Source organism: Abditibacteriota bacterium (assembly GCA_017552965.1).
In the GTDB taxonomy this organism is placed as follows: domain Bacteria; phylum Armatimonadota; class UBA5829; order UBA5829; family UBA5829; genus RGIG7931.
Genome location: JAFZNQ010000022.1, coordinates 1 through 24,412, shown reverse-complemented (window position 1 = coordinate 24,412; position 24,412 = coordinate 1). Strand labels below are relative to the sequence as shown.

The 24,412-nt window shown below is 60.4% G+C and carries 16 protein-coding genes and 1 riboswitch; of the genes, 9 read left to right on the top strand and 7 right to left on the bottom strand.

Going from position 1 to position 24,412, the window contains the following annotated elements:
- Positions 1 to 225: 225 nt before the first annotated feature.
- The 6 genes from IK083_03030 to IK083_03005 all read right to left on the bottom strand — a co-directional run bounded on the left by IK083_03030 (position 226) and on the right by IK083_03005 (position 6,669).
- On the bottom strand, positions 226 to 2,322 hold the full coding sequence (locus IK083_03030) for a hypothetical protein (protein MBR4748531.1): 2,097 nt from the start codon (positions 2,320 to 2,322) through the stop codon (positions 226 to 228).
- Positions 2,313 to 2,774: a hypothetical protein gene (locus IK083_03025; protein ID MBR4748530.1), complete on the bottom strand. Its 462-nt coding sequence runs from the start codon at positions 2,772 to 2,774 to the stop codon at positions 2,313 to 2,315. Before IK083_03025 ends, IK083_03030 begins: the two co-directional genes overlap by 10 nt.
- A gap of 76 nt (positions 2,775 to 2,850) precedes the next feature.
- Positions 2,851 to 3,225 carry a hypothetical protein gene (locus IK083_03020; protein MBR4748529.1) on the bottom strand — a complete coding sequence of 125 codons (375 nt, stop codon included), beginning with the start codon at positions 3,223 to 3,225 and terminating at the stop codon, positions 2,851 to 2,853.
- 4 nt (positions 3,226 to 3,229) lie between these two features.
- Positions 3,230 to 4,888, bottom strand: a complete 1,659-nt coding sequence (locus IK083_03015; protein MBR4748528.1) for a bifunctional metallophosphatase/5'-nucleotidase — start codon at positions 4,886 to 4,888, stop codon at positions 3,230 to 3,232.
- 27 nt (positions 4,889 to 4,915) lie between these two features.
- A complete protein-coding gene (locus IK083_03010) occupies positions 4,916 to 5,806 on the bottom strand; it encodes a hypothetical protein (protein ID MBR4748527.1) in 891 nt (296 codons plus the stop codon).
- 5 nt (positions 5,807 to 5,811) lie between these two features.
- Entirely contained in the window at positions 5,812 to 6,669 is an 858-nt protein-coding gene (locus IK083_03005; protein ID MBR4748526.1) for a sugar phosphate isomerase/epimerase, read from the bottom strand.
- Between the two features lie 118 nt (positions 6,670 to 6,787).
- On the opposite strand from IK083_03005, the gene IK083_03000 reads away from it, so the two are divergent.
- The 5 genes from IK083_03000 to IK083_02980 all read left to right on the top strand — a co-directional run bounded on the left by IK083_03000 (position 6,788) and on the right by IK083_02980 (position 15,217).
- Positions 6,788 to 7,759, top strand: coding sequence for a Gfo/Idh/MocA family oxidoreductase (locus tag IK083_03000; protein ID MBR4748525.1), 972 nt, complete (start codon positions 6,788 to 6,790; stop codon positions 7,757 to 7,759).
- Positions 7,756 to 9,537 (top strand): hypothetical protein, encoded by a 1,782-nt coding sequence (locus tag IK083_02995; GenBank protein MBR4748524.1) that lies wholly within the window; start codon positions 7,756 to 7,758, stop codon positions 9,535 to 9,537. The genes IK083_03000 and IK083_02995 overlap by 4 nt, the downstream gene beginning before the upstream one ends.
- Entirely contained in the window at positions 9,534 to 11,417 is a 1,884-nt protein-coding gene (locus IK083_02990; protein MBR4748523.1) for a hypothetical protein, read from the top strand. The genes IK083_02995 and IK083_02990 overlap by 4 nt, the downstream gene beginning before the upstream one ends.
- Before the next feature lie 3 nt (positions 11,418 to 11,420).
- A complete protein-coding gene (locus IK083_02985) occupies positions 11,421 to 13,715 on the top strand; it encodes a hypothetical protein (protein MBR4748522.1) in 2,295 nt (764 codons plus the stop codon).
- A 133-nt stretch (positions 13,716 to 13,848) separates the two neighbouring features.
- Positions 13,849 to 14,033: riboswitch (cobalamin riboswitch) on the bottom strand.
- A gap of 41 nt (positions 14,034 to 14,074) precedes the next feature.
- Positions 14,075 to 15,217 (top strand): cellulase family glycosylhydrolase, encoded by a 1,143-nt coding sequence (locus tag IK083_02980; GenBank protein ID MBR4748521.1) that lies wholly within the window; start codon positions 14,075 to 14,077, stop codon positions 15,215 to 15,217.
- 59 nt (positions 15,218 to 15,276) lie between these two features.
- On the opposite strand, the gene raiA is transcribed toward IK083_02980, so the two are convergent.
- The gene (raiA, locus tag IK083_02975) at positions 15,277 to 15,813 is read right to left on the bottom strand and encodes a ribosome-associated translation inhibitor RaiA (GenBank protein ID MBR4748520.1); all 537 of its coding nucleotides are present in this window, start codon (positions 15,811 to 15,813) and stop codon (positions 15,277 to 15,279) included.
- 168 nt (positions 15,814 to 15,981) lie between these two features.
- Between raiA and IK083_02970 the strand changes: the two genes are divergently transcribed.
- Genes IK083_02970 through IK083_02955 form a run of 4 tightly spaced genes read left to right on the top strand, consistent with a single transcriptional unit; the run spans position 15,982 to position 23,726 of the window.
- On the top strand, positions 15,982 to 19,299 hold the full coding sequence (locus IK083_02970; GenBank protein MBR4748519.1) for an alpha-amylase: 3,318 nt from the start codon (positions 15,982 to 15,984) through the stop codon (positions 19,297 to 19,299).
- A complete protein-coding gene (locus IK083_02965) occupies positions 19,296 to 20,738 on the top strand; it encodes a glycogen synthase (protein MBR4748518.1) in 1,443 nt (480 codons plus the stop codon). Before IK083_02970 ends, IK083_02965 begins: the two co-directional genes overlap by 4 nt.
- A gap of 1 nt (position 20,739) precedes the next feature.
- Complete coding sequence (locus tag IK083_02960; protein ID MBR4748517.1) at positions 20,740 to 22,644, top strand: glycogen debranching enzyme; 1,905 nt, start codon at positions 20,740 to 20,742, stop codon at positions 22,642 to 22,644.
- The gene (locus tag IK083_02955) at positions 22,641 to 23,726 is read left to right on the top strand and encodes a hypothetical protein (protein MBR4748516.1); all 1,086 of its coding nucleotides are present in this window, start codon (positions 22,641 to 22,643) and stop codon (positions 23,724 to 23,726) included. The genes IK083_02960 and IK083_02955 overlap by 4 nt, the downstream gene beginning before the upstream one ends.
- The last annotated feature ends 686 nt before the right edge of the window (positions 23,727 to 24,412 follow it).

Below are 24,412 nucleotides of genomic sequence, written 5' to 3'. Positions count from 1 at the left end.
GCCGTTGGGGGGGCCGTATCGCGGGGCTATGAAGAGCTTTCATAGATGGTCCGCGCGGCGGAGAGGATGTCCAACACAGGGAGACGCCCCGGCCACGGTCAAGAGAGCAATAAAGCGCCCGGGAAAAGCGTCCCCGTCGGTCGCGGGAGCGACCGACGGGGACAAAAAACACATGCATCGGCGGGCGCGCAGCGCCTGCCGATGCGCCCGATTCTTATCTGTTCCCTACCGGGAATCCATGACCATCTGCTGCCATTCTCTGTTCAGCGTCACGAATCTGGCGTTCCACCCGGACACCCGCACGGACAGGGTCTTGTATTCCTCGGGGTGTTCCATGGCTCTCGCGAGCACTTCTCTGTCCGCTATATCCGGCTGCATAAAGCAGCCGCCCATCAGCGCAAAGGCCTTTATGAGGCCGGCTATGGCCTCCAGTCCCTCTTCACCCTTGACCGTATCCGGGTCAAAGCGCAGGTCCAGGGCGGCGCCTGTGACCATGCGGGAAAGGTCGCAGCGGCAGTAACTTGTAAGGAGGGCCGTGGTCCCCTCTTTGTCCGTGCCGGGACAGGGGGAAGCGTTGCCCGCCAGCACGGCGCCTTTTTTGCGGCCGTGGGGAGTGGCCAGACGGTTTGGCGCCCATTCCAGCTGTCTGCCAAAGGTGCTGACCCCGGGCGGGAAACGGTAGCCGCAGGTGCCGTCATGCTCTGCGCAGGCGTCTGCGAAGGCCCGGAGTATCTCCCGGACTATGTCATCTGCCTCGGGATTGTCGTTGCCATAGTACTTCAGGGCCTGGGCCTTTGCTCTCAGTACTTCACAGCCTTCCCAGTCCTCCCGCAGGGCCCGGCAAAGCTCTTCCATGGTGGCAGCCTTATCGTCATACACCAGCTTTTTGATGGCATAGAGGCTGTCCGCCGCGTCTGCCAGACCACCCAGATGGGGGGATATGACGTTGTATATGGGACCGCCCTCCAGATAGGACAGGCCCTTTTCTATGCAGCCCTGCTCGAACACGGACACCGCGGCGCAGGGTATGGACCTTCGCCACCGGCCGTCGGGGCACACTGCGGCGTGACTGCGGCAGATATCCCCCACTCTCTCCCCCAGGTCCCGATAGTAGGCCTGCTTCAGCTCTTCAAAGCTGCCCCGGAAGGGCTCGGCGTAGCTCTTCAGGGTCTTCTTCTGGAGTATCTCCAGAGCGTCAAAGGGGATGTAGGCAAAAAAGGTCTTGCCCGGCACCTGCATTTCCCAGCAGCCGTCGTTGGCAAAGCGGCGGGCTTCGTCGAGGGGATAGCCGTATTCGGCAAGGGTCCCGATGACTGCGTCCTCGTTATATACTGCCAGGGTGCCTCCCCCGTGTCTGATGACCCTGGCCAATCTGAGGAGCATCCGGTGGTCCGTCCGGGCGCTCACTCTGTAAGAGGTGGGAAAGTCCCCTATATTCAGCTCCTCCAGTATATCCAGCGCCAGCTCCGTCACGGCGTTTTCCGCCCGGGAGCCGTCGGGGAGTATGCCTCCCAGCAGGATGTTCTGATAGTGCTGGGCGTCTCCGCTGCCGTTGGAGGAGCCGGTGATCCACTCGCAGCCCTTGATGAAGAAATGGGCCAGTATCTCTCTGGCTTCCTCCATGGTCAGGCGTCCCTCGGAGAGGTCCTTTTCCAGATAGGGTCCCAGCAGCATATCCAGCCGGCCTATGCCGGGCCAGTTGCCGCAGAGACGCAGGAACGCGAAGGTGAACCAGAGGCTCTGGACCGCTTCGTGAAAGGTGCGGGCCGGCTCAAAGGGCACCCGGGACAGATGGTCGCGAGTCTTCTCGTATCCCTCCCTGCCCTCCAGGGCTTCCAGATACCTTCCGCGCCACACCCTCAGAGAGTCAATGACGTTGCGGCAGCTCAGCAAAAAGGGATGCCTGTCCCGGTCGAGCCGGGAGAGGGCCTCGTCAACAGAGGCGTCTATGTGGTCCACGCCCTTCCGGAGCACCGTCTCAAAATCCACTGTGAGATGGCTCACGGAATGCAGGACCGGGCTGCCCTTTACGGTGACCGGAACGTAGTGGTCTATAGCGGCCCCCAGGGTGGCGGCGCCGGATATGAGCTCCCCGTCGCATATGCGCAGAGGGGCCCCGGCGGCTATCTCCCCTATTGCCAGGTCATAGAGCCCGTCCGCGGAAAGCCCCTCTGCCCTGTCGCCCAGCTCCATGGCAGGCGTCTTGCGGGTCAGCAGGCCGTATTTGCCCTCCAGAGACTCCCGGGCGAACAGGCGGGTCGCCCCGGAGAGCCTCACGGGTCTGGGCTCCCGGGAAGCGGTGTAAAACTCCGTCAGATCCATTTTACGTGGGGAACGTTGTGGAAAAACACGTCCCAGCCGGCCGTTTTGCCAAAGATGACAAACATGATGGCCATCAGCGCAAAGGATATGAACACCAGTATGGCGTTGATGATGAGAGCCGCGATGAGCATGTTTCTGTTTTGTTTTCTCTGATTGGCAAAATGGAGCCCGACGATACTGGTCACCAGACCGGCGAGAGGCAAGAAGAAGATGAGCACCACCGACACGATCCCCAGTATATTCACCGTGGTGTCCGGTCTGCCCCATTCCGAAAGGGGCGCGTCAAAGTCAAAAAGGGCTCCTGCGGGCATGGTGCCCTGCTCTCCCTCGCGTTTGATGAGAGTGTCGGCGTTGATCTTGCCGTTGTTCTTCAAGTGTTCCAGCTGCCCCAGTGTGTAGAGCATGCCTTCCCCATTGTTGGGATCCACTATCCTGTATATTCTTTCTTCCATAAAAACCTCCGCGCGTATCGCGCATTCTTCCGGTCTCCCCCATCTCCAGGACAGGGGAGACCCGGTCCAAACGAGACTAATCCACCCCAAAGGCGATGGTAGTCATGAGCGCCATTTCGGCCGCCGAGGTGTCCAGACGGCTGTACTGGACCACTATGGGCACGTCGGACTCCACCAGCACTGCGTAGGGGGTATCCACAGGGATGCCCCTGCCGTCGGCTGTCCTCAGCCGGTCCATGCGTATGTGATGGGTCCTCATAGCGCCGCAACGGGCGGAAAAATCCCGGCAGGGCTCCCTGTCCTCAAAGAACAGGGTCAGCTTGATGATGGCGTCCCGGGTCCCGGTGTTCAGGACGCAGATGGCTTCATGGCTCTTGTCCTCCTCGCTCCGGGAAACGGAGTGGAGAAAGGTATCCGGGATGAGCCAGGTCTTTTGTCCAAAGGCTTTCATACCGCTACTCTACAGTGATCCTGCCCTCGGGGGCGTAATACCTGTCCAGCTTGCCGTCCAGCTTTTTGATGAAGTCCATGAGTATCTCCACGTCCAGAATGCCGTCGTCGGCCAGGCGCTCGCAGTCTGCGAACACGCTGACGCCGTCGCCGGATTCCAGCAGGGTGTAGCTGGTGCCCGCCACCTTATAGACAGCGGCGGGGTCGATGGGCACCCAGCCTCCGTCCTTTTCCACCATCACGTCCTTGACTCTCCGGGCGCCGCCGACTCCCGCAAACATGCCGTTGCTGTCGGTCTTCACGGAGGTAGGCACAGAGGTGTCGATGGTGTATTTCAGGCCGGAAGGATGCAGGAAGGCTCCGAACTCGCCCACTATATCCTTGCCGTCAAAGTATTCCTTCTGAGTAAACATGGAGGTCATTTCCAGAGCGTCCAGTATCTGCTGGCCCGTGGCGCTGATCATACAGTGGGTATTGCCGAACGGCATCACCGCCAGGATGCTGCCGTAGGTGACCTGTCCCTCGGGGATGCCTTTTCTGATGCCGCCGCCGTTCATCAGGGCGATATCGGCGCCGAAATGATCCCGGGAACTGTCGGCTATCATATTGCCCAGTCCGGTCTCTCTGCACCGCACCAGCCTGTGTCCGCCGTCGTCCGAGTCGGACAGAGCCTTCTCTATAACGGCTACGGGCTGACCCAGCAGCTTGTCGTTGTCGGCCTTGACCTTGTCCACCGCCTGGACCACCTGAGGAGCCTTGTCTCTGTAATCGGAGACCAGTCCCACCATCACGTTGCCGGCGGCGGTGATGGTCAGCTGGCCTATGTTGGCAAATCTGGTGCCCGTGGAGCACAGGACCACGTTCTTGCCTTCCTTGTCAGGTATCACCCGGCAAGGTATGACGCTGTGGGAATGGCCGTCCAGTACCGCGTCAAGGCCGGTGGTGTTCTGTATCACCTCCACGGAGGTATAGGGAGCGCAGTCCTGAGTGTCGCCCAAATGGGACAGCAGCACGCAGTATTTGGCCCCTTCCTTCCGGGCCTTGTCCACGTTGGCCTGTATGCAGTCATACAGGTCCTGTCCGGTGTTCCCCGCCTTGAAGTCATAGACAAAGACGTCGTCCTCCATAAAATACACGGGGGTGGAGGAAGCTATGGAGCCGGGGGTAGTGGCTCCTATAAAGGCCACCTTGGTGGAGCCGTATTTTTTGATGACGTAGGGCTTCAGGGTGTCCAGCATGTTCTCGCTGTTGCCCGTGTAGGTGATATTGCAGCCCAGATACTGAGCCTTGGCCTCGTCCATCAGCTCGTCCAGCACGATCATGCCGTAGTCAAACTCGTGGTTGCCCAGCACGGCGTAGTCGTAGCCGGCAGAGTTCATGAGCTCTATGATGGCGTGCCCCTTGGACACGGAGCCTATCACGTCCCCCTGCACCGCGTCGCCGCAGTCCACGAGGGTCACCCAGGTGTTCTTTTTGGACGCCAGGTAATCCCTGTAGGCGGCCACTCCCGCAATACCCATGCCGTCGGTGATGCCGCAGTGAGTGTCGTTGGTAAAGACGACCACTATGTCCTTTGCGGCGCCCCAGGCGGAGACCGCCGCCAGCATCAGCCACACCAGAAGGAGAGCCCGGAGCTCCCTTCTCGTCAAAAACCGATTGTTCATATACACATCTCCCTATTAATATTTTCGTTACAGATTCAGCAGGATAATGGCCGCCACTCCCAGCAGGATGCCAAAGATCTTCCGGGGGTTCAGCTCTTCCTTAAAGACCACCCGGGCGGCGATGGTGGCCACCACCGGGCCGCCGCCCATGACCACGGGATAGACGATGGAGCCGTCCATCCTGGTAGCCAGCAGCACCACTATGTAGTTCATGATGAAGTTGCTGGCTCCCGCCAGCAGGATGAAGCCGTACATGGAGGGGGTAAAAAACTGCCGGGCCGAAAAGCCCCGGGGCTTCTCGGTCTTCAGCAGGCCCGCAAAGATGATGAGGGACACTATGACCGAGAAAAAGTAGCCCAGCCCCAGAAAGGCGGAGGCATATTCGTTGTTGGTGGCCATGGCGTACACCTTGCCCATGACGGCCAGTATGCCGTTGCAGACCATGGAAAAGAAGGCTATCCAGAACCAGGCTGCGGTCATCTTCTTTTCGCCGGACAGCTTCGGATTGGAAAAGATCAGCATGCACACCACGAAGAGGGATATGCCTGCGATCCTGAAGCCGGTCACGTCCTCCCGGAGAAACACAAAGGCGTGGATCACCGGAAACACCAGGCTGAAATTCACTATGAGGCTGGTCAGGGACAGAGGTCCCTCGCTGAGGGCCTTCAGATTGGTAAAGACGCACAGTGAAAAGAACACGCCAAAGGCCAGGGCCGTCAGCACCCCGGACAGGGGGATATACAGACTGCCTCCGGTCACCAGGGGCGGCACCACCGAGCCCAGACAGGCCAGCAGGGAAAAGCAGGCCGTAAATAGCTGCAGCTCGCTGATGCGTTTGCACCGGTCCTCCACCGGCTTCAGACTGCTGAAATATACGCCGCTCATGAGCAGGCATACGAGCAGAAGGGTCACGTTCATGCAGCTTACCCTATGAGCTCTCTGAGGTTCTTGCAGCCTCTGGTCACGCCCTCTATGTGGTCCTCCAGACCCTCGTATTCCAGGGACACGGCGCCGTCGTAGCCGGCTGCCTTGATCAGGTCAAATATGGCCTTGACGGGGACGTCTCCCTCTCCCAGCACGGCGCCGCAGATGTGGGTGCCGTTGGAAGAAGCGAACCAGCCCTCGTAGGAGCCTTCTTCATAGAAGGGCTTCAGATAAAAGTCCTTGGCGTGGACGTGAAACACGTAGGGCAGCATCCTCTTGACGGCCACGGCGTTGTTGTCGTCGGCGCAGCTGAAGTTGCCTATGTCTATGAGGGCGCCGAAGTTGGGGTCGGCCACTTCTTCGATGAGGGCCCGGCACCGCTCGGAATTCTGCATGAAGTAGCCGTGGTTCTCGAACATGGTCTTTATGCCCAGGCTTTTGGCGTAGCCCGTGACCTCTCTCACGCCCTCCACCAGTGTGGGAAGGACCCGGAAAAAGTGCATCAGGGACAGGTCCCCCGCCCCGCCGGTAATGTCGTGGCGCATCTTGCCGACGCCCAGGGCTTTGGCTATATCCAGCTCGTCGCACAGGGCCTTCACCTCTCCCTGCAGGGAGCCTCCTCTGGGATTGAGCAGATCCGCACCTATGCAGTAGGCGGATATTTCCAGTCCCTCTCCGGCGCACACGGCCTTCCATTCCGCCGCCTCGTCCAGCAGCTGCTGCCGGTCGCCTGCGATGCCCAGGCCGGCGAACTCTATGGCCTCAAAGCCTATTGCCCGGGCCTTTGCCGCCAGTTCCTTCTTCGAATACTTCTGAAAATACGGGCCAAAGCTGTATGAGCTGACTCCTGCCTTCATATACGTCTCCTCGCTGGATAAAAAGTTTTTTCTATATCTATTATAGCACAATCATTTAATAATCTCATTTGGTTATGCTATAATGTTATCGAGAATACATACGGAAAGGAGTCACACAGTGTTAAGAGCCTGTATGGCAGGCTACGGCAGCCTGGGACACATGCACGCGGACAACATAGCCGGCATGAAGGATATAGTTTTGACGGCGGTCTGCGACCCCAGACCCGAAGCCCTGCAGCCCGATCCCCGGAAGAAGGGGGGCTTTGACGTGAGCGGCGCCCGGACCTACGGATGCCTCCGGGATATGCTGGCCGGGGAGGAGCCGGACCTGCTGCTGGTCATCGCTCCCACCTGCGTCCACGAGGAGCTGACGGTCATGGGTCTGGAGGCGGGAGTCCACGTCTTTTGCGAAAAGCCCATGAGCCTCACCTCCGGCGCCTGCAAAAATATGATCGACGCCGCCCGCAGATCCGGCAAGCAGCTGATGACGGGTCAGTGCATCCGGTTCTGGCCGGAATACGTCTATCTGCAGTCCCTCATAAAGGACAAGACCTACGGCAGCCTGAAGATGCTGAGCCTGGAACGCATCAGCAAATACCCCCACTGGGCGGACTGGTTCCTGGACTCGGAGCTCTCGGGCGGAGCCGCCACCGACCTGCACATACATGACGTGGACTGGGTCCGCTGGGTCCTGGGCAGTCCGGAGCGCATAGGCGCCGCCGGAGCCTACGGCAAGACCGGAGGCATAGACGAGGCCTGCCTGACCCTGCAGTATCCGGACACTGCGGTGTTCGTCAGGGGCAGCTGGGTGTCCCACGCCCCCTGGAAAATGGCCTGGGAGGCCTATTTTGAAGACGCCACCGTGATCTACAGAGAGGGCGCCGACCCCTCGGTCACCGTGTATCTGCCCGGCAAAGAGACTCTGACTCCGGCGATCCCGAAGCAAAACGCCTACGTGAGCGAGCTGGAATACTTTGCCTCCGTGATCAGGGGCGAAAGGGCCAACACCCTCTGCGCTCCCGAAAGCGCTCTGGAGGGCATCCTCCTTCTGGAGAAGGAGCTGACATTGATAAAAGGAAGCACCACATGAAAGTATTTGACATCACCTATCTGGACAAAGACCTGAACCGGGAGTCCCTGAAAAAGGCCTGGGACACCCTGCATCTGCTCTCGGCAATGCAGGGGCTGGCCAACAGGAACGGAGCCCAGCTGTATTATCTGTACAAGAGCCTCAGGGGAGGCAAGCCCGGCAGCCTGGACCGGTTCTGGCTGGACAAGATGACGGAGGAGGGAGCCTTTTTGGCAAAGGAGCCCATAGTGCAGATACCTTCCTTCAACTCCCTGCTGGAGGAATTCATCTCCGTCTTTGACGGCATTGTGCTCTACGACGGCAACGTGCCCGCCACCAGCTGCGTGGCCACCACCATCGCCGGGGTGGAGAACCTGGCGCCGGTGCGCTACGATCCGGATCCGGGTTCGGTGTATTCCATGCTCACCAAGAAGCTGAACGTAAAAAAGAGGCTCCTGAACGCCGACGGCTCCCCCATGTTCACGGGCAAGGGCATCATCCCGGGGACCTGCCGTCCCTCCACGGGCTCTGCCAAATGCGACGCCTACATCTGGGCCAAGATGAAATATCTGGACAAGGGCCTCTGCTCCAAAGAGTTCATGGGCTACTACATAGACTACGCCTTCACCGGCCTGACCAAATCCCCTTCCCTGAATCTGGCCACTCTCACCAACATTGACTTTCAGGTGATGCACAAGGGCTTTGTGTTCGACCTGGGAGTCTGGGACGACGAGGCGGTCATCGACGACCCCGAGCAGGAGCCCGGGCTGGACCTGGCCACCTTCAAAGAGCTGCTGCTGTCCCAGTATCTCCAGTCCGGAGGCAACATGGTGCAGATATCCGGCTTCACCCCCTGGAATATGAAATACACCCGGACAGCCGGGGCCATGGGCCAGCACGGGGACGTGGACACGGAGTGGCGCCACGCGGAGCTGCTCAGCAATTACAACTGCTACATGGACGCGGACGCCATAGGCTCCTCGGACATGACCAACGCCTCGGTGTTCTGTCAGTGTCCTCTCCGGGAGCGCTACGAGACCCCCAAGTCGGACCTGGAAGACCTGAAGCGGATGGGAGCCATAGACGAGGACGGACAGGTAAAAAAGACCAACTTCGTCAGCATCTACGTGGGAGACTACGACTCCGCCGCCTGGCTGTATCAGAACATGCCCCGCATATGGGAGAGCCCCAAGCGGGGGGCCGTGCCTCTGGGGTGGGCCCTCAATCCCAATCTCAGCCTGCGCTTTGCCTTTGGCATGGACTATTTCAGAAGGACGGCCACGGCAAACGACACCTTTGTGGCAGGCGACAACGGAGCCGGCTATCTGAATCCAGGTGCCCTGTCGGAGCCCCGCCGGTTTTCCGGGCTGCCCTCCGGAGTGGAGAAATGGCGGGAGCACAACAAGAAGTGGTTTGACATCTTTGACCTCAGCTGCGTGGGCTTTGTCATAGACGGCTTTGCCCCCAAGATGACCGACGAGCTGCTGGAGCTCTACGCGGACATAGCGCCCGACGGCATAGGCGGCCAGCTGCTGCCCTCCAAATGGGGCGTGTATGACAAGCTGCCCTACATAGTGATGGAGGACGGTCAGGACCCCGCCAGATACAAGGAGGTCTGCCGCAACCTGAAGCGGGGCGAGGTCACCTTTACCATGCTGCGCAACATACTCTGGATGCCCGAGGCCCAGGAGGAATACATGGCAAACGTCACCCGGGAAATGGAGGGAGACGTCATGTTTCTGGAGCCCTACGCCTTTTTCAGACTCATGAAGTATTTTATCAAGGGAGAAGCAGAATGAAAAAGCTCTTTGTGACCATTCTTGCCGCGCTGGCGGTGGCAGGCGTCTGTGTCCTGCCGGCCCTGTGCGCTCCGGCCAAAATGGATATATTTGACCTGACCTATCTCTCAGACCGGCTTGACGGCTCCCGGGAGGAGCTCATCAAAAGCTGGGACGAGATGCATTTTCTGGTGGCCCTGCAGGGCATAGCCAACAGGGAGGAGCCCAGGCTCTACTACCTCTACAAGGGCGACAAGGGCAGCACGGACAAGTTCTGGCTGGACAAGATGCGGGCTCCCGACGAATGGCTGGCCAAGACCCGCTTTACCACGGTGCCCAACTTCTCGGAGCTGTATCGCAAATACGGCCATCTCTTCAAGGGCGTGGTGGTCTATGACCCGGCGGTCCCGGCCACCAGCTGCATAGCCTCCACCATCGCCGGAGTGGAGGACCTGGCTCCCATCCGCTACGACACCTCGGAGGACTCCCTGTATTACAGGCTGGTCCTGAACCCCAAGGGACCGAAGCTGAGAGTGGGAAAATGGCTCCTGAATCAGAACGGCACCAGCATGTTCACGGGCAAAGGCAAGATACCCGGCACCGACCGGGACTCCACGGGCTCTGCCAAGTGCGACGCATATATCTGGGCCAAGATCAACTATCTGGACAAGGGCCTCTGCTCCAAGGAATTCATGGGCTACTACATAGACTACTGGTTCGCCCTCCACGCAGACCCCAAGAGCCTGAATCTGGCCACACTGGTGAATCAGGACTTTCAGATCATGCACAAGGCCTTCGTCTTTGACCTGGGGCCCTGGGACGACGAGGCCGTCATAGACGACCCTGACCAGAAAAAGGGACTGGACATGGAGACCTTCAAGGAGATACTCCTGTCCCAGTACACCCAGGCCAAGGGCGAGATGGTGCAGGTGTCCGGCTTCACCCCCTGGAATATGAAATACACCAAGACCGCCGGGGCCATGGGCCAGCACGGCGACGTGGACACGGAGTGGCGCCACGCGGAGCTGCTCTCGAACTACAACTGCTACATGGACGCCGACGCCATAGGCGCCTCGGACATGACCAACGCCTCGGTGTTCAGCCAGTTCCCTCTGGAAAAGAAATATCCCCAGCGCAAGAACTCCATAGAGGACCTGCAGGAGCTGGGCTACGTAGATTCTCAGGGGCGGGTGAAAAAGACCACCTATCTGTGCATTTACGTGGGAGACTACGACTCTGCAGCCTGGCTGTATCAGAACATGCCCTCCATCTGGGAGGACCCGGTCCGGGGACAGGTGCCCATAGGCTGGGCCATCAACCCCAATCTGAGCCTGCGCTTTGCCTTTGGCATAGACTATTTCAGAAAGACCGCCACGGACAACGATTCCTTTGTGGCAGGCGACAACGGAGCCGGCTATCTGAACCCGGGCTCTCTGGCAGAGCCCCGCAGGTTCTCCGGGCTGCCCTCGGGAGTGGACAAGTGGAGAGATCACTGCAAGAAGTGGTTCGACATCTTCGACATCAGCTGCGTGGGCTTTGTCATAGACGGCTTTGCCCCCAAGATGACCGACGAGCTCTTTGACGTATATGCCGAGATCGCTCCCGACGGCATCGGCGGGCAAAAGCTGCCCTCCGGAGAGGGAGTCTGGAAGCACAAGATGCCCTACAAGTCCATGGGCGCTCTGGATAAATCCACCAGCGTGCCCGAGCTGGCTGCCGGCATAGACAAAAGCAAGATCAACTTCGTCCTGCTGCGCAACATCCTGTGGAAGCCCGAGGAACAGAAGAACTTTTATCTGGAATTCCTGAGGAACATGAGGGAGCAGGCAGTCATCATGGAGCCCTACTCCTTCTTCCGCATCATGAAGCAGTATTATGAGAACGGACAGCAGACCTTTTAGCCTATGAAGACGAGATACATACTCCTTATCATACTCACGATCCTTTCCGGAGCCCTGTGGGGCGCCCCCGCAAGCCTGGACGTCTATGACCTGCTGCACGTCCGCAGCAGTCTGGACGGCACGCCCGAGAGCCTGCAGAAGGGCTGGGACGAGGTGTTTCTGGTCAGCGCCCTGCAGGGGCTGGCCAACAGAAAGGAGCCGTCAGTGTATGTCATCTGGATGGACGCCGATACCTACTGGCTGGACAAGATGACGGAGCGCAACTCCTGGATGGCAGGCGCAGAGCTGGTGACACTGAAAAGCCCCGAAGAGCTGCTGAGGCGCCACAAGGACTGCTACAAGGGCGCGGTCATATACGACCCGGCGGTAGCCGCCACCAGCTGCGTGGCCGCCACTGTGGCCGGAGCCGAGGACCTGCTGCCGGTGCGCTACGACCCGGCGCCGGACTCTCTCTACACCCGTCTGGTCCTCTCCGGGACCCTGAAGCCGGTAAGGTGGCTCCTGAACCGGGACGGCACCAGCATGTTCACGGGCAAGGGCACGATCCCCGGCACCAAACGGAAGTCCACGGGCTCCGCCAAGTGCGACGCCTACATCTGGGCCAAGATCAACTATCTGGACAAGGGGCGCTGCTCCGCAACGGATATGGGCTACTACATAGACTACTATTTCGTCAAGGCCCCTGAGGCCCGGTCCCTCTCCAACTCCACCCTGGTGAATCTGGATTTTCAGATAGCCAGGAAAGGCTTTGTCTTTGACCTGGACGTGTGGGACGACGAGTCGCCCATCGACGACCCGGAGCAGGCTCCCGGCACGGACTTTGAGACCTTCAGGGAGATACTCCTCTCCCAATACGGACAGGCAAAGGGAGAGATGGTGCAGATATCGGGCTTCACTCCCTGGAATCTGAAATACACCGAGTCCCGGCTGGCGGGAGGCTCCCACGGCGCTGTGGAGACCGAGTGGCACCACGCGGAGCTGCTCTCGAACTACAACTGCTACATGGACGCCGACGCTCTGGGCTCCTCTGACATGGCCAACGCCTCCGTGTTCAGCCAATATCCCCTGCGGGAAAAATACACCCAGCCCAAGGCAGACGAAAACACTCTGCGGGGCATGGGCATCATAGACCCGGCGGGCGACGTCATAGCGGCCAACTACACCTGCATATACGTGGGGGACTACGACTCCTCCGCCTGGCTCTACCAAAAGCTGCCTTCCATGTGGGACGACCCCATCCGGGGCAGGATACCCCTGGGCTGGGCTGTCAACCCCACCCTTGCCAGGCGTTTTGCCTTTGGCATGGACTACATGAGGCGCAACGCCAGCCAGTTCGACAGCTTTGTGGCGGGAGACTCCGGAGCCGGCTATCTGAACCCGGGCTCTCTGGCGGAGCCGAGAAAGTATTCCGGGCTCCCGGACGGCTCGGACAAGTGGTACAGTCACTGCAAGAAGTGGTACGACCGGTTTGACATCTCCATCACCGGCTTCATCATAGACGGCCACGCGCCTCAGATGACCGAGGCCCTCTTTGACGCCTATATGGACTTTTCCCCGGACGGCATCGCCGGCCAAAAGCTGCCCGCGAGCACGGGCCTTTACAAGGACGTTATGCCCTACAAGACCATGGCCGACGGCAACAAGTTCGACGACGCCTCCCGCATAGCCGAATTCCGGCGGGGAGAGCTGTCTTTTCTCTATCTGCGGAATATCCAGTGGAAGCCGGAGAAGCAGCAGGCCTATATGAAAGAGGTGAAGAAGGGCAACCCCGACGCAGTGTTTCTGGGGCCCTACGAGTTCTTTGCCCTCATGAAATACCATCTGCAGCACCCGGACAAGGTAAAATACACCCGGCACAACCTGTTCCGGCTGCCGGGCATAGAGATCACGGACTCGTCGCCCATGCACCCCAAGTCCAACATCAACGACCTGTTCGGCAGCGAAAGCTCCGAGGTGGAGCCCTCCGCAGCCCTCTTCGGAAACGCTGCGGAAGACTTTGTCCACTACGTGGACTTCCGGACAGTGAAGCCGACCCGGATAAAAAGAGTGGTGCTGACCCTCAGGAGCGACTCGGAGTCCCTGAACAGGTCCATCAAGAGCTTCAGACTGCTGGCGGGGAGCGCCCCGGACAGCCTGAAGGAGATCATTTTCGAGGACACCACGCCCTGGGCCTTCAGGGAAAGATTTGAGTTCGAGCTGCCCGAGCCGGTGGAAGCGGAGTATTTCAGGGCTGAGTTCGTACAGCCCGACGCAGAGACAGGCCCCAGGCTCCTGGAGCTGGAAGCCTACGGAGACTAAAAAAAGGGGGCGCAGTTGGCGCTGCGCTCCCTATATCTTTGACCGGCTTTGGAGGACGCCGGCGATGTTGCCAAGCCAAAGACCCCGAAAGCCGGCAGGCTTTCTTATCTCCCGTCATCTTTGCCATAGAAGATGCAACATCTATTCTGCAGGCAGGTCTTCTGGCTCTCGGTTCGTCCTCTGCCGCCCCCTTCCCGGCTGACGCCAGTGGGCTGTTTGGCGGCTTCGTCCCCGATCACAGCGGCGGGCCCGCGACGGCTTTGTACCGTCTTCCCTCTTGCAAAGCGTGGCTTTGTCACCTGCAAAATACAGTAAAGTACTGTACTTTTATTATAACACACAGGAGGTCGTTTTGTCAAATGACACGTATATTTGTAATATTACTGCTGACGGCTGCGGCAGCCGGTCTTTGGGCTCAGGGCTGGCAGAAGGTCGCGGCGGACTACGAGAAAAATATGGAATACCTGCGTGAGAAGACCCCGCCCGCCCGATACTCCGTCACGGACTACAAGGGCAAGGTCACGGTCCGGGAGGCCCGTCCACCCGAGCTGGGCATAGGCATCCACGTAATTGACGAAAAAGCCATCGAGGACATGAAGGCCCTGGGGATACGCTCCGTCCGCACCACCCTGTGGTGGAACACGGTGGAGAAGGAAAAGGGAGTCCTGGACGAAGAAGCCCTGGCAGGCTTTGACCGGGCCTTCGGCCTGCTGACCGACGCCGGCATCTCCCCTCTGGTGGTGGTCCACGAGAACCCGGACTTCGTCTCCTTTGCCGACCGGGGGCAGGCCTACAGGGACTACGCCGAATTCATGACCATGTGCGCCACCCGCTGGCCCAAGGTCCTGCGGTGGGAGCTGTGGAACGAGATGGACGTAGCCTTCACGGACGTCTTCGGGGCCAAGGATCCCCGGATACCCGTCGAAGCGAGAGGCCGCTATTACGCCGAGATGCTGAAGGTGACCTATCCCGCCATCAAGAAGGCCAATCCCCGGGCCACGGTAGTCCTGGGAGGAGTCGCCGGGGACGTGACCCCCTTTATGGAAGGGGTCTACAAAGCGGGCGGCAAGGGCTACTTTGACGTGATGAACATCCACACCTACGGCATGCCCCTGGCCTGGAGCTTCGTCAATCGGGGCCTGGACGCCCAAAAGGTCATGGAGCGCTACGGCGACGGAGAAAAGCCCATATGGAACACTGAGTTCGGCACGGAGGCCGGATCCTACATAGCCGCCTGGGGCAAGCCGGACAGTCTGGAGGAGTTTGACCGCATACAGGCGGAATATCTGACGGAGCTGGCCCGGCTGAACAGGGACTGCGGCTTGTATGAGATCTGCTTCATATTCCAATACAGAGCCGAGAGCGAGGGCGGCAAGGAGGAGATAGAGGAGCTGGGAGGCGACCCGGCGGACTACACCTACGGCATCATGAGGGGCAACGGGGACCCCAGACCCGCCTTTGAGGCGCTCAAACAGCAGAACATCAACGGCTGGGGACGGTAGCCCTACGCAAAACGCCGCCGGCGGACCCCAGGGGTCCGCCGGCGGCTCGTATGCGGTGGTCATTTCGGCTCTATGATGCCGTAATCGTCATCATCGGCTCGTTTGTATATCACGGTGTATTTGCCTGTCTCCTCATTGAGGAACATATAGAAGGTGTGGGAGCCCAGCTCCATATTTTCCACAGCGTCCTCCACGGACATGGGCGGCATCTCGAAAGCCTTGGTCTTGACGACGCCGGGATTCTCGGTGTTTTGGATGTAGATATTCTCCTTTTCCTCGTCTCTCTTCTTTTTGCCCAGATTCTTTTTGCGTCCGTATTTCTTGCCCTTGAATCTGTTTGCCTGGCTGTCCAGCTTGTCTATGACTTCGTCCACGCAGGCGCGGGTGTCGGGACAGTTCTTCTGCTCGCCTCTGAGGATCACGTTGTCCCCCTCCAGAGTGACCTCCAGAGTGTAGGTATCCCTGTTCTTCGTCAGCAGGGCGTCGGCGGACTTGATCTTCGAAAAGTGTCTTTCCAGCTTTGCCAGCTTTTTCTCCAGATACTCCTGAAACCCGGGGGCCACAGTGAGATTCTTTCCTTTGACCTTGACTTCCATATCACAGGCTCCTTGTAAAAATTGACGAGCGATGAGCTCTTTCACTTTATTATACTCCTTTGGGACCGAAAGAGTTTCACTCCTCCGGGAGCTCGGGGCAGGCCTTTATTGTGCCCTGCCCCGGCCTTATGATATAATAATAGTGATCATATTAAGCGGGGTGGATCCATGAACATCATTGCCGGCCTCCACGTCACGGGAGAGCTGAGACAAAAGAATATAGCCCCCGACCGGGTCTTTGACAGTCGGGGCAGAGCCTTCTTTTCCGCCGACGAAGCGGCGGACGCCGCATTTGCCCTGAACAGGGAGACCGGCGCCGGTCTGTCCGGGTCGGAAATATATCTGGCAGGCCTGCTGGAGGCCCTGAAGCTGACCCTTCTGAAACGCCTTTTCCCCTCCGCGGGCCGGGAGCTGCTGGCGGGCTGGACCGCCCGGGCCGGCTCTCACGGAGCGAAGGAGCTGCTGACGGCATACGTCCGGCAGTTCCCGCCGGAAGAAGTATTCAGGAAGAGAGAGTCCCCCGGCAGCTTTTTGGCCGAGGCCGCCTCGGAGGCGGACTGCGCTCTGGGGCTGCTGATGGTGTCCTTTGCCCTGGACAACCCCGCCTATTCCCGCATCAGGCTGCTCTTTGACACGGACCTGACCGCCGGCAGCGCCGCCGAGTCCCTGCAGGGCGAAAGCCGCCGGCCCCGGACCGTGACCGGAGGCGCCGAATACAGCATAGCGGACATCCTTTCCTACGGCTCCCGGCTGAGCCCCGACTCTCTGCCGGGACAGCTGACCGCCTACCAAAACGCCTTTGGAGCCGTCATAGGCGACTTTGCCGAGACCATACTCCGGGCCCTGGACTACTACAGGGAGGAGACCCGTCCCCCGGCATCCGACAGTCCGGGAGAGGCGCTGGTCCCATCCTACGGCGAAGACGTGTTTCTCGCCGGTGAGGAAAACTATTCCCGGGACGCCGGCTGGATGCCCCGGGTGGTGATGATAGCCAAGAACGCCCGGGTCTGGCTGTGGCAGCTGGCCCGCAAATACGACCGCCCCATAGAGAGGCTGGACCAGATACCCACCGAGGAGCTGGAGAGCCTGGCCCGGTCCGGCTTCAACGCCCTGTGGCTCATAGGCCTGTGGGACAGAGGCGAGGCCTCCCGGACCATCAAGCGCTGGAGCGGCAACCCGGAGGCGGACAGCTCCGCCTACAGCATCCGAAACTACACGGTGAGCAGCGTCCTGGGCGGCGACGAGGCTCTGGAAGCCCTCAAAAGAAACGCGGCGGCCCTGGGCATCAGGCTGGCCTCGGACATGGTGCCGAACCACACCTCTCTGGACTCCCCTCTGCTGGTGGAGCATCCGGACTACTATCTGCAGACGGACAGCTGCCCCTACCCCAACTATACCTTCTCCGGAGAGAGCCTCTCCGGGTCGGACCGCTACGGAGTGTTTCTGGAAGACCACTATTTTGACCGGACCGACGCGGCGGTGGTGTTCAAATACAGGGACTACTCCACCGGCCGGGAGCGGTATATCTATCACGGCAACGACGGCACGGGCATGCCCTGGAACGACACGGCCCAGCTGGACTACCTGAAGCCGGAGGTACGGCAGTATGTCAGCGACACCATCATCCGGGTGGCCCGGCAGTTTCCGGTGATACGCTTCGACGCGGCCATGACCCTGACCAAAAAGCATTTTCAGCGGCTGTGGTATCCGGAGCCCGGCACCGGCGGAGACATCCCCACCAGGTCCGCCCGGGGCCTGTCAAAGGCGGAGTTCGACGCCGTGTTTCCCGAAGAGTTCTGGCGCAGCGTGGTGGACCGGGTGGCCGCAGAGGCTCCCGACACCCTGCTGCTGGCGGAGGCCTTCTGGCTGCTGGAGGGCTATTTTGTCCGCACCCTGGGCATGCACCGGGTGTACAACTCGGCCTTTATGAACATGCTGCGGGACGGGGACAACGCCAAATACAGAGAGCTCATAAGGAAGACTCTGGAGTTTGACCCGGAGATACTGGAGCGCTACGTGAACTTTATGTCCAACCCGGACGAAAAGACCGCCGTGGAGCAATTTGGCCGGGACGACCGGTATTTCGGCGCCTGCGTGCTCATGTGCACCATGCCCGGGCTGCCCATGTTTGCCCACGGTCAGACGGAGGGGCTCACGGAAAAATACGGCATGGAATACGCCCGTCCCTACTATGACGAGTCGCCGGACGAAGGTCTGGCAGCCAGGCACGAGCGGGAGATATTCCCTCTGCTGAAGCGGAGGAGCCTGTTTGCGGGCTCCGGCGGCTTCCGGCTCTACACCTTCGAGACGGCTGGCGGCGCGGACGAGAACGTGTTTGCCTACACCAACAAGGCGGGCGGCGAGGCGGCCCTGGTAGTCTTCAACAACCGCTACGGTGAGACGGAGGGAGCAGTGAGAGAGTCCTGCCCGGTGAAGAACAAGGAGACCGGCGCTCTCGGGACCTGCAGCGTCACCGAGGGGCTGGGCCTCGCTCATGACCCGGACAGCTACGTGATATACAGGGATATGATCAGCGGCCGGGAATATATAGTCAGATACAGAGACCTGGCCGAAGGAGGCTTCCGGGTCTCGCTGAAGGCATACAAATATGCGGTCTTCACAGATTTCAGACAGGTGAGGGACAACGAGTTCTCCCATTACGCCATGCTGACGGACAGTCTGCAGGGCAGAGGCACAGAGTCGGTGGAAGCGGACCTGGCAGGCATCAGACTGGGGCCCGTGCGGGAGCTGATACAGCGCTTCACCGAATCCGTGTCCCCGGCGGACCTGACGGCTCCCGGAGCGTCCCCCGAGGCCCTCATGGACAAGCTGTCGGAGCTGACTGCCACGGCAGCGGACTATCAGGGCGGCCGGGAGCACCTCGACGGGACGAGAGCCCTGATGGCCCGGACGGCGGCCTGCCTGCAGGCGGACAAAGCCGCCTATGAGGGAGACGACGCTCTCACGGGCGCCCTGATCATGTGGCTCTGCTTCCGGCATCTGGGCAGCCTGCGCTACGGCATACACGACCCGGCAGCCTCCGCCGCCCTGCTGAAGGAATGGGCGCCGGAGTATCTGTGGACCGGGCTCCTCTCCTGCGGAGAGCCGGGCCTTGGCGCCGGAGACGTGATCCGGGCTGTGGAGCTGTGCATCCGCCATGAGGACTGGACCGACCCGGTGCGGCTGGGCGGCGGCAGCTTGACAGAGGCCCTGACGGACCTGCTGTCCCGGGACGACGCCGGCAAAGCCCTGAAGCTGAACAGATACGGAGGCGTAGTGTGGTTCAACCGGGAAGCCTTCGACTTTCTGCGGAGGCTCATGCATGCCACCGGGAGAGTGATCATCCTGGAAGAAGAGCGCCCGGACGCCGGGACCCTGCTGCGTATGGCGGACCAGCTCTCGGAGCGGCTCGGCAAAGCGGCAGAGAAGTCCGGCTACAGGATGGAAAAGCTCATGAGTATCATAGGGGGCGGGCTGTTCAAATGAAAATACTATTCGCAGTGGCAGAGTGTCTGCCCTTTATCAAGACGGGAGGTCTGGCAGACGTGGCCGGGGCCCTGCCCGCGGAGCTGGCAAAGGCCGGGCACGAGGTAAGGATCCTGATGCCGGGCTACGACCGCATAGACAAAAGCGGCTTCAGGGCCTCTTCCTCTCCCTTTACGGTGAACCACATGGGCCGGGATATAGGCATGAGCCTGATGGAGAGCGGCCGGATACCCGGCGTGAAGACCGTACTGGTGTGCTGTGACTCCCTGTTCCATAGGGGCGTTCTCTACGGCGAGCCCGACGACAGGCACCGTTTCACCGTGTTTTGCAAGGCGGTGATGGCCTACATGGTCAATCAGGACTGGTATGCGGACATAGTCCACTGCCACGACTGGCACACGGCCCTGCTGCCGGTGTATATCAGGACGGCGGCAGACTACGACCCGGTGTGGAAGAAGGTCCGGAGCATATTCACCATCCACAATCTGGGCTATCAGGGAGTCTTTCCCCCGGAGACCGTGAGAGACGCAGGGCTGGACATGGGCCTCTTCAACTCCGACGCTCTGGAATACTACGGTCAGGCCAATCTCATGAAGGGCGCCATAGCCTTTGCCGACAAGATCACCACCGTGAGCCCCACCTACGCCCGGGAGATACTCACTCCCTCCTTCGGCGAAGGGCTGGACGGCATCCTGCGCAAGCGGCAGGGAGACCTGACAGGCATCCTCAACGGTCTGGACTACAGACTGTGGGACCCTGCTCAGGATATGGCTCTGCCGGCCCGGTTCTCCCGGTACCGTCAGGAGGGCAAGGCAGTGTGCAAACGGGAGCTGCTGGCCGGTCTGGGCATAGACGCGGCCCCCGACGCCCCGGTGCTGGGCATAGTGTCCCGGCTGTGCAGGCAGAAGGGCTTTGACGCTCTGATGTACGGCATGAGGGACCTCCTTTCCTATTCCGACGCTATATTCATAGCGCAGGGCACGGGAGACAGGGAATACGAGGATATGATGACCGCTCTCGCAGCCGACTTCCCCCGCTCCGTCCGCCATATAGCCAGATACAGCGAGGCCATGGCCAGGAGAGTGTATGCAGGCTCGGATATGTTCCTGATGCCCTCCCGCTACGAGCCCTGCGGTCTGGGACAGATGATCGCCCTGAGATACGGCGCCCTGCCCTTCGTCCACAGGACCGGCGGCCTTTCCGACACGGTGACGGACGCAGACAGCAGCGCAGCAGCGCCCAACGGCTTCGTCTTTGACTCTCTGGACCCGGGAGTGGTGAAGGAGCAGCTGTGGCGGGCCTATCTGAAATACAAGCGGGAGCCCGAAGAATGGGCTGCCCTGAGGAGCGCCGCTCTGGAATGCCGCTTCGGCTGGGACAAGTCGGTGGCGGAATACGAGAGGGTCTATCGCTCCTGCTTTGAGGAGCCGGCGCAATAATATGGACTTTACTCAGATGAAGACGGGACCGGGAGACCACAGCCTGCCGGGAGTCACACGGACGGCCCGGGGCTGGAACGTGACCTGCGTCACGCCCGCCAGGAAATGCAGCCTGCTCCTGAGGGAGACGGGGCTCAGAGTACCCATGGAATGCGGGGCGGCGGGCCGCTCCCGCAGCATACTCATAGAGGGGGCGGACCTGACGGGGGCGGAATACGCCTTTGTGTGCGAGGACTTTCCCGACGGCACCCCGGACGGCATATACCCGGACATATACGCCCGGGCCTTCGCCGGCCTTGACGACCCCGAGAGACAGGGCGGTCCCCTGTTCGCCATAGCCCTCCCCGACGAAGGGCCCCGGCAGGAGGACCCCTTCCCGGAGGTCCCTATGGCAGAGACGGTGATATATGAGGCTCACGTAAAGGGCTTTACGGCAGACGACCCGGGAGCGAAGGCCCCCGGCACCTTTGCGGCCCTGGAAGATAAGCTGGACTATCTGCAGGATCTGGGCGTCACGGCCCTGGAGCTGCTGCCCGTCTTTGAGTTTGACCGGAGCGACAACCCCAACAGGGACCCGGAGACCGGCGCCGGACTGGTGAACTACTGGGGCTACGCCACGCTGGGCTACTTTGCCCCCAAGGCATCATATTCCGGCGGAGACCCCCGGGCCGAGCTGAAGAGCCTGGCGGGGGCCCTGCACCGTCGGGGCATGGAGCTGTGGCTGGACGTGGTGTACAATCATACGGGAGGCAAAAAGGAAGCCCCCCTGTTTACAGGTCTGGGAGACTATTACTTTCCGGAGCCTCTGGCCAATATATCCGGCTGCGGCAACACGGTGTCCTGCAACAGCCCGGAGGCCCTGCGCTTTGTGCTGAGAAGCCTGGAATACTGGCGGACGGAGTACAGAGTGGACGGCTTCCGCTTTGACCTGTGCCCGGTGCTGGCCAGAGATACAGACGGGGCCATCCGGGAGGACGCCCCCCTTATCCGGGCCATTACGGAAAGCCCGGCGCTGCAGGGCTGCAAGCTCATTGCCGAGCCCTGGGACGCGGGAGGCGGCTATATGGCAGGCGTCTTTGCGAAGCAGAGAGGCTGGGCCGAGTGGAACGGCTTTTTCAGAGACACGGCGAGACGCTTTCTCACGGAAGAAAAGGACGTCTGCGCCGACATGGCCAAATGCATCGAGGGCAGCCGCCACATATTCCCCGGCGGCGGGGCGGTGAATTTTGTCACCTGCCACGACGGCTTCACCCTCTACGACCTGTTTACCTACACCGCCAAGCGCAACGAGAGGAACGGAGAGGACAACAGGGACGGCTCGGACCACAACCTGTCGTGCAACATGGGCCACGAAGGTCCCGCCGACCCGGAGACCGAGGCCCGGCGCAGGCTGAGAGCCGTGAGCGCCCTCGCGCTGCTGTTTCTCTCCCGGGGAACGCCCATGCTGCTGATGGGCGACGAGGTGCTGCGCACCAAGGAAGGCAACAACAACACCTACTGCCAGGACAACCGTCTGAGCCGCTTCCCCTGGGACGCCCCGGGAGGGCCCCGGGACCTGACCGGCATTGTCAGATGGCTGACCGGCTTCAGAAAGGCCTGTCCTCCGACGGGAGAACGCTTCCGGTGGCACGGCACCCATCCCGGCAAGCCGGACCATTCCTGGGCCTCTCACAGCCTGGCCTGGGAATACGAAACGGAGCCCGGGGAAAAGAACGATAATATTTGCCGGGTGTATGCGGCGGCCAATATGTTTTCGGAGCCCCTGACCTTTGTCCTCCCCCGGGGAGAATGGACTCCGGTCTTTGCCGACGGCAGGCCGCTGACGGCAGGAGAGCCGGTAAAGGAAACGACGGTCAGACCCGGCGCCGTGACCATATTGGTCACACGAACAAGGAGACACAAATGAGCGGAGAACGACTGATGAGACCGGACATGCCGGCTGTAAGGCAGCGGTGGAGCGACTTTTGGGAGAGAAAAAACACCTCCCCCATGCTGTGGCTCACCGCCCTGAAGGACGGCAAGGTGGAGGACTTTTTGCGTCTGAACATGCCCTACCCCCAGAAGCCCGGCGACGACTACAGACAATATGCGCGAAATATCATGAGGGCCAACGAGGAATGCCTGGATTTCGTGGGAGACGAGGTGCCCGCGGTGAACCTGTCCTTCGGCCCGGACCAATTTTGCGGCTTTATGGGCCAGAAGATAGAGTATTCGGAGGACAGCAGCGGCACCAGCTGGTCCGTGCGCTGCGAGGAAGAGCTGGAGGAGCTGCTCCCCATGATACGGGTGCAGAAGGACAACCCCATGTTTGCAGAGATGCTGAAGATGCACCGGGAGATGGCAGAGGAATTTGACGGCAGAGTGATCATAGGCACCCTGGACTACCACTCAAACTGGGACGCCGTCTGCTCTCTGCGGGACCCGGTATACGCCTCCATGGACATGATGACCTGCCCGGATACGGTAAAGCAGGCCCTGGACCTGGCGGCCAAGGCCTACGGGGTATATTTTGACATATTCTACAGGGCAGGCAATATGGCCGAGACCGGCACCTCCTGCTGGGTAAACGTGTTTTGCGAAGCAAAATACACCACAGTGAACTGCGACTTCATCACCCTGCTGGGCCCGGACCAGGCCCGGGAATTCGTGTTTCCCTGTCTGGAGAAAGAGCTGGAAGCGGTGGACCACGCCATCTACCATCTGGACGGCTACACGGTGAACCGGCTGCTGCCGGACATACTGCGGCTGCCCAAGCTGAGAGCCATCAACTACGTGCCCGGCGCCGGCGCCCCCTCGGACACCACTACCTATTGGCTGGACACCTACCGGCAGATACTGGACGCCGGGGTGGGAGTGCAGCTTTTCTGCACCCCCAAGGACGCGCTGGAGATACACCGGGCCCTCCGGAGCCCCAACATGATCTACACAGTGAATGGCGGCATCACCCGGGACGTGCAGGCCTTTTATGACGAATTTATGAGCATATAGAGGCGCGCCGACACTCAGGCGTCTCCGCCGGTAACCCGGAGAGCAAAGACACGGAAAATGTGTCCCCGTCGGTCGCGGGAGCGACCGACGGGGACTTAATAATGGACCTTGTGGCGGCGCGGAAGCGCCTGCCGATGCACTCCTTCCGTTCAAAGAAAGCGTTACCCAATAATCTCCGATCTACGAAAGCGACACAACATTATTCGTCGAAAGAGAGACGATCGTCCGCCAAGGACAAGCCGGGGTGGGAGGGGCAGAGCCCCTGCTCAAGCCGAAGGGCCAGCGTCGCCGTCAGGCGCAAGGCGGAAAAGGCAGAAATGCAGCTTCTTTTCTGCCCCGCCGCAGAGCGCAGACCTGAGGCGCAGACGGGTGCAGGGCAGCCCGCCCCGGTCGCTCTCACCCCACAAAATCTGAACGATTTTGCGGGGGCCCCGAGGAGAGTGGTCCGGAGACGAGCTGTTCAACCCGGGCGGGTGTGTACGGGGTCCCCGGCGAAAAAAGTTTCGCTGGGGCAAAATATGCAATACCCACGAAAAAAAGGGGGGTATGCGAAGGGGGGAAGCCCCCCTTGCCTGAACGAGCTGTGGAACGGCACGAGGTAAAGAAAACTGTTTCATCCTCGGAACGGTCCGTGCTCTTATCTGGTCTTTATGTCAGGACCGAGGACCGGGTCCTCCCCCGAGATC

What these genes read in the sequence shown, in the direction of transcription:
- IK083_03030 (MBR4748531.1), bottom strand. Translation starts at nt 2,322, where the DNA reads ATGGATCTGACGGAGTTTTACACCGCTTCCCGGGAGCCCAGACCCGTG.
- IK083_03025 (MBR4748530.1), bottom strand. Translation starts at nt 2,774, where the DNA reads ATGGAAGAAAGAATATACAGGATAGTGGATCCCAACAATGGGGAAGGC.
- IK083_03020 (MBR4748529.1), bottom strand. Translation starts at nt 3,225, where the DNA reads ATGAAAGCCTTTGGACAAAAGACCTGGCTCATCCCGGATACCTTTCTC.
- IK083_03015 (MBR4748528.1), bottom strand. Translation starts at nt 4,888, where the DNA reads ATGAACAATCGGTTTTTGACGAGAAGGGAGCTCCGGGCTCTCCTTCTG.
- IK083_03010 (MBR4748527.1), bottom strand. Translation starts at nt 5,806, where the DNA reads ATGAACGTGACCCTTCTGCTCGTATGCCTGCTCATGAGCGGCGTATAT.
- IK083_03005 (MBR4748526.1), bottom strand. Translation starts at nt 6,669, where the DNA reads ATGAAGGCAGGAGTCAGCTCATACAGCTTTGGCCCGTATTTTCAGAAG.
- IK083_02995 (MBR4748524.1), top strand. Translation starts at nt 7,756, where the DNA reads ATGAAAGTATTTGACATCACCTATCTGGACAAAGACCTGAACCGGGAG.
- IK083_02990 (MBR4748523.1), top strand. Translation starts at nt 9,534, where the DNA reads ATGAAAAAGCTCTTTGTGACCATTCTTGCCGCGCTGGCGGTGGCAGGC.
- IK083_02985 (MBR4748522.1), top strand. Translation starts at nt 11,421, where the DNA reads ATGAAGACGAGATACATACTCCTTATCATACTCACGATCCTTTCCGGA.
- IK083_02980 (MBR4748521.1), top strand. Translation starts at nt 14,075, where the DNA reads ATGACACGTATATTTGTAATATTACTGCTGACGGCTGCGGCAGCCGGT.
- raiA (MBR4748520.1), bottom strand. Translation starts at nt 15,813, where the DNA reads ATGGAAGTCAAGGTCAAAGGAAAGAATCTCACTGTGGCCCCCGGGTTT.
- IK083_02970 (MBR4748519.1), top strand. Translation starts at nt 15,982, where the DNA reads ATGAACATCATTGCCGGCCTCCACGTCACGGGAGAGCTGAGACAAAAG.
- IK083_02965 (MBR4748518.1), top strand. Translation starts at nt 19,296, where the DNA reads ATGAAAATACTATTCGCAGTGGCAGAGTGTCTGCCCTTTATCAAGACG.
- IK083_02960 (MBR4748517.1), top strand. Translation starts at nt 20,740, where the DNA reads ATGGACTTTACTCAGATGAAGACGGGACCGGGAGACCACAGCCTGCCG.
- IK083_02955 (MBR4748516.1), top strand. Translation starts at nt 22,641, where the DNA reads ATGAGCGGAGAACGACTGATGAGACCGGACATGCCGGCTGTAAGGCAG.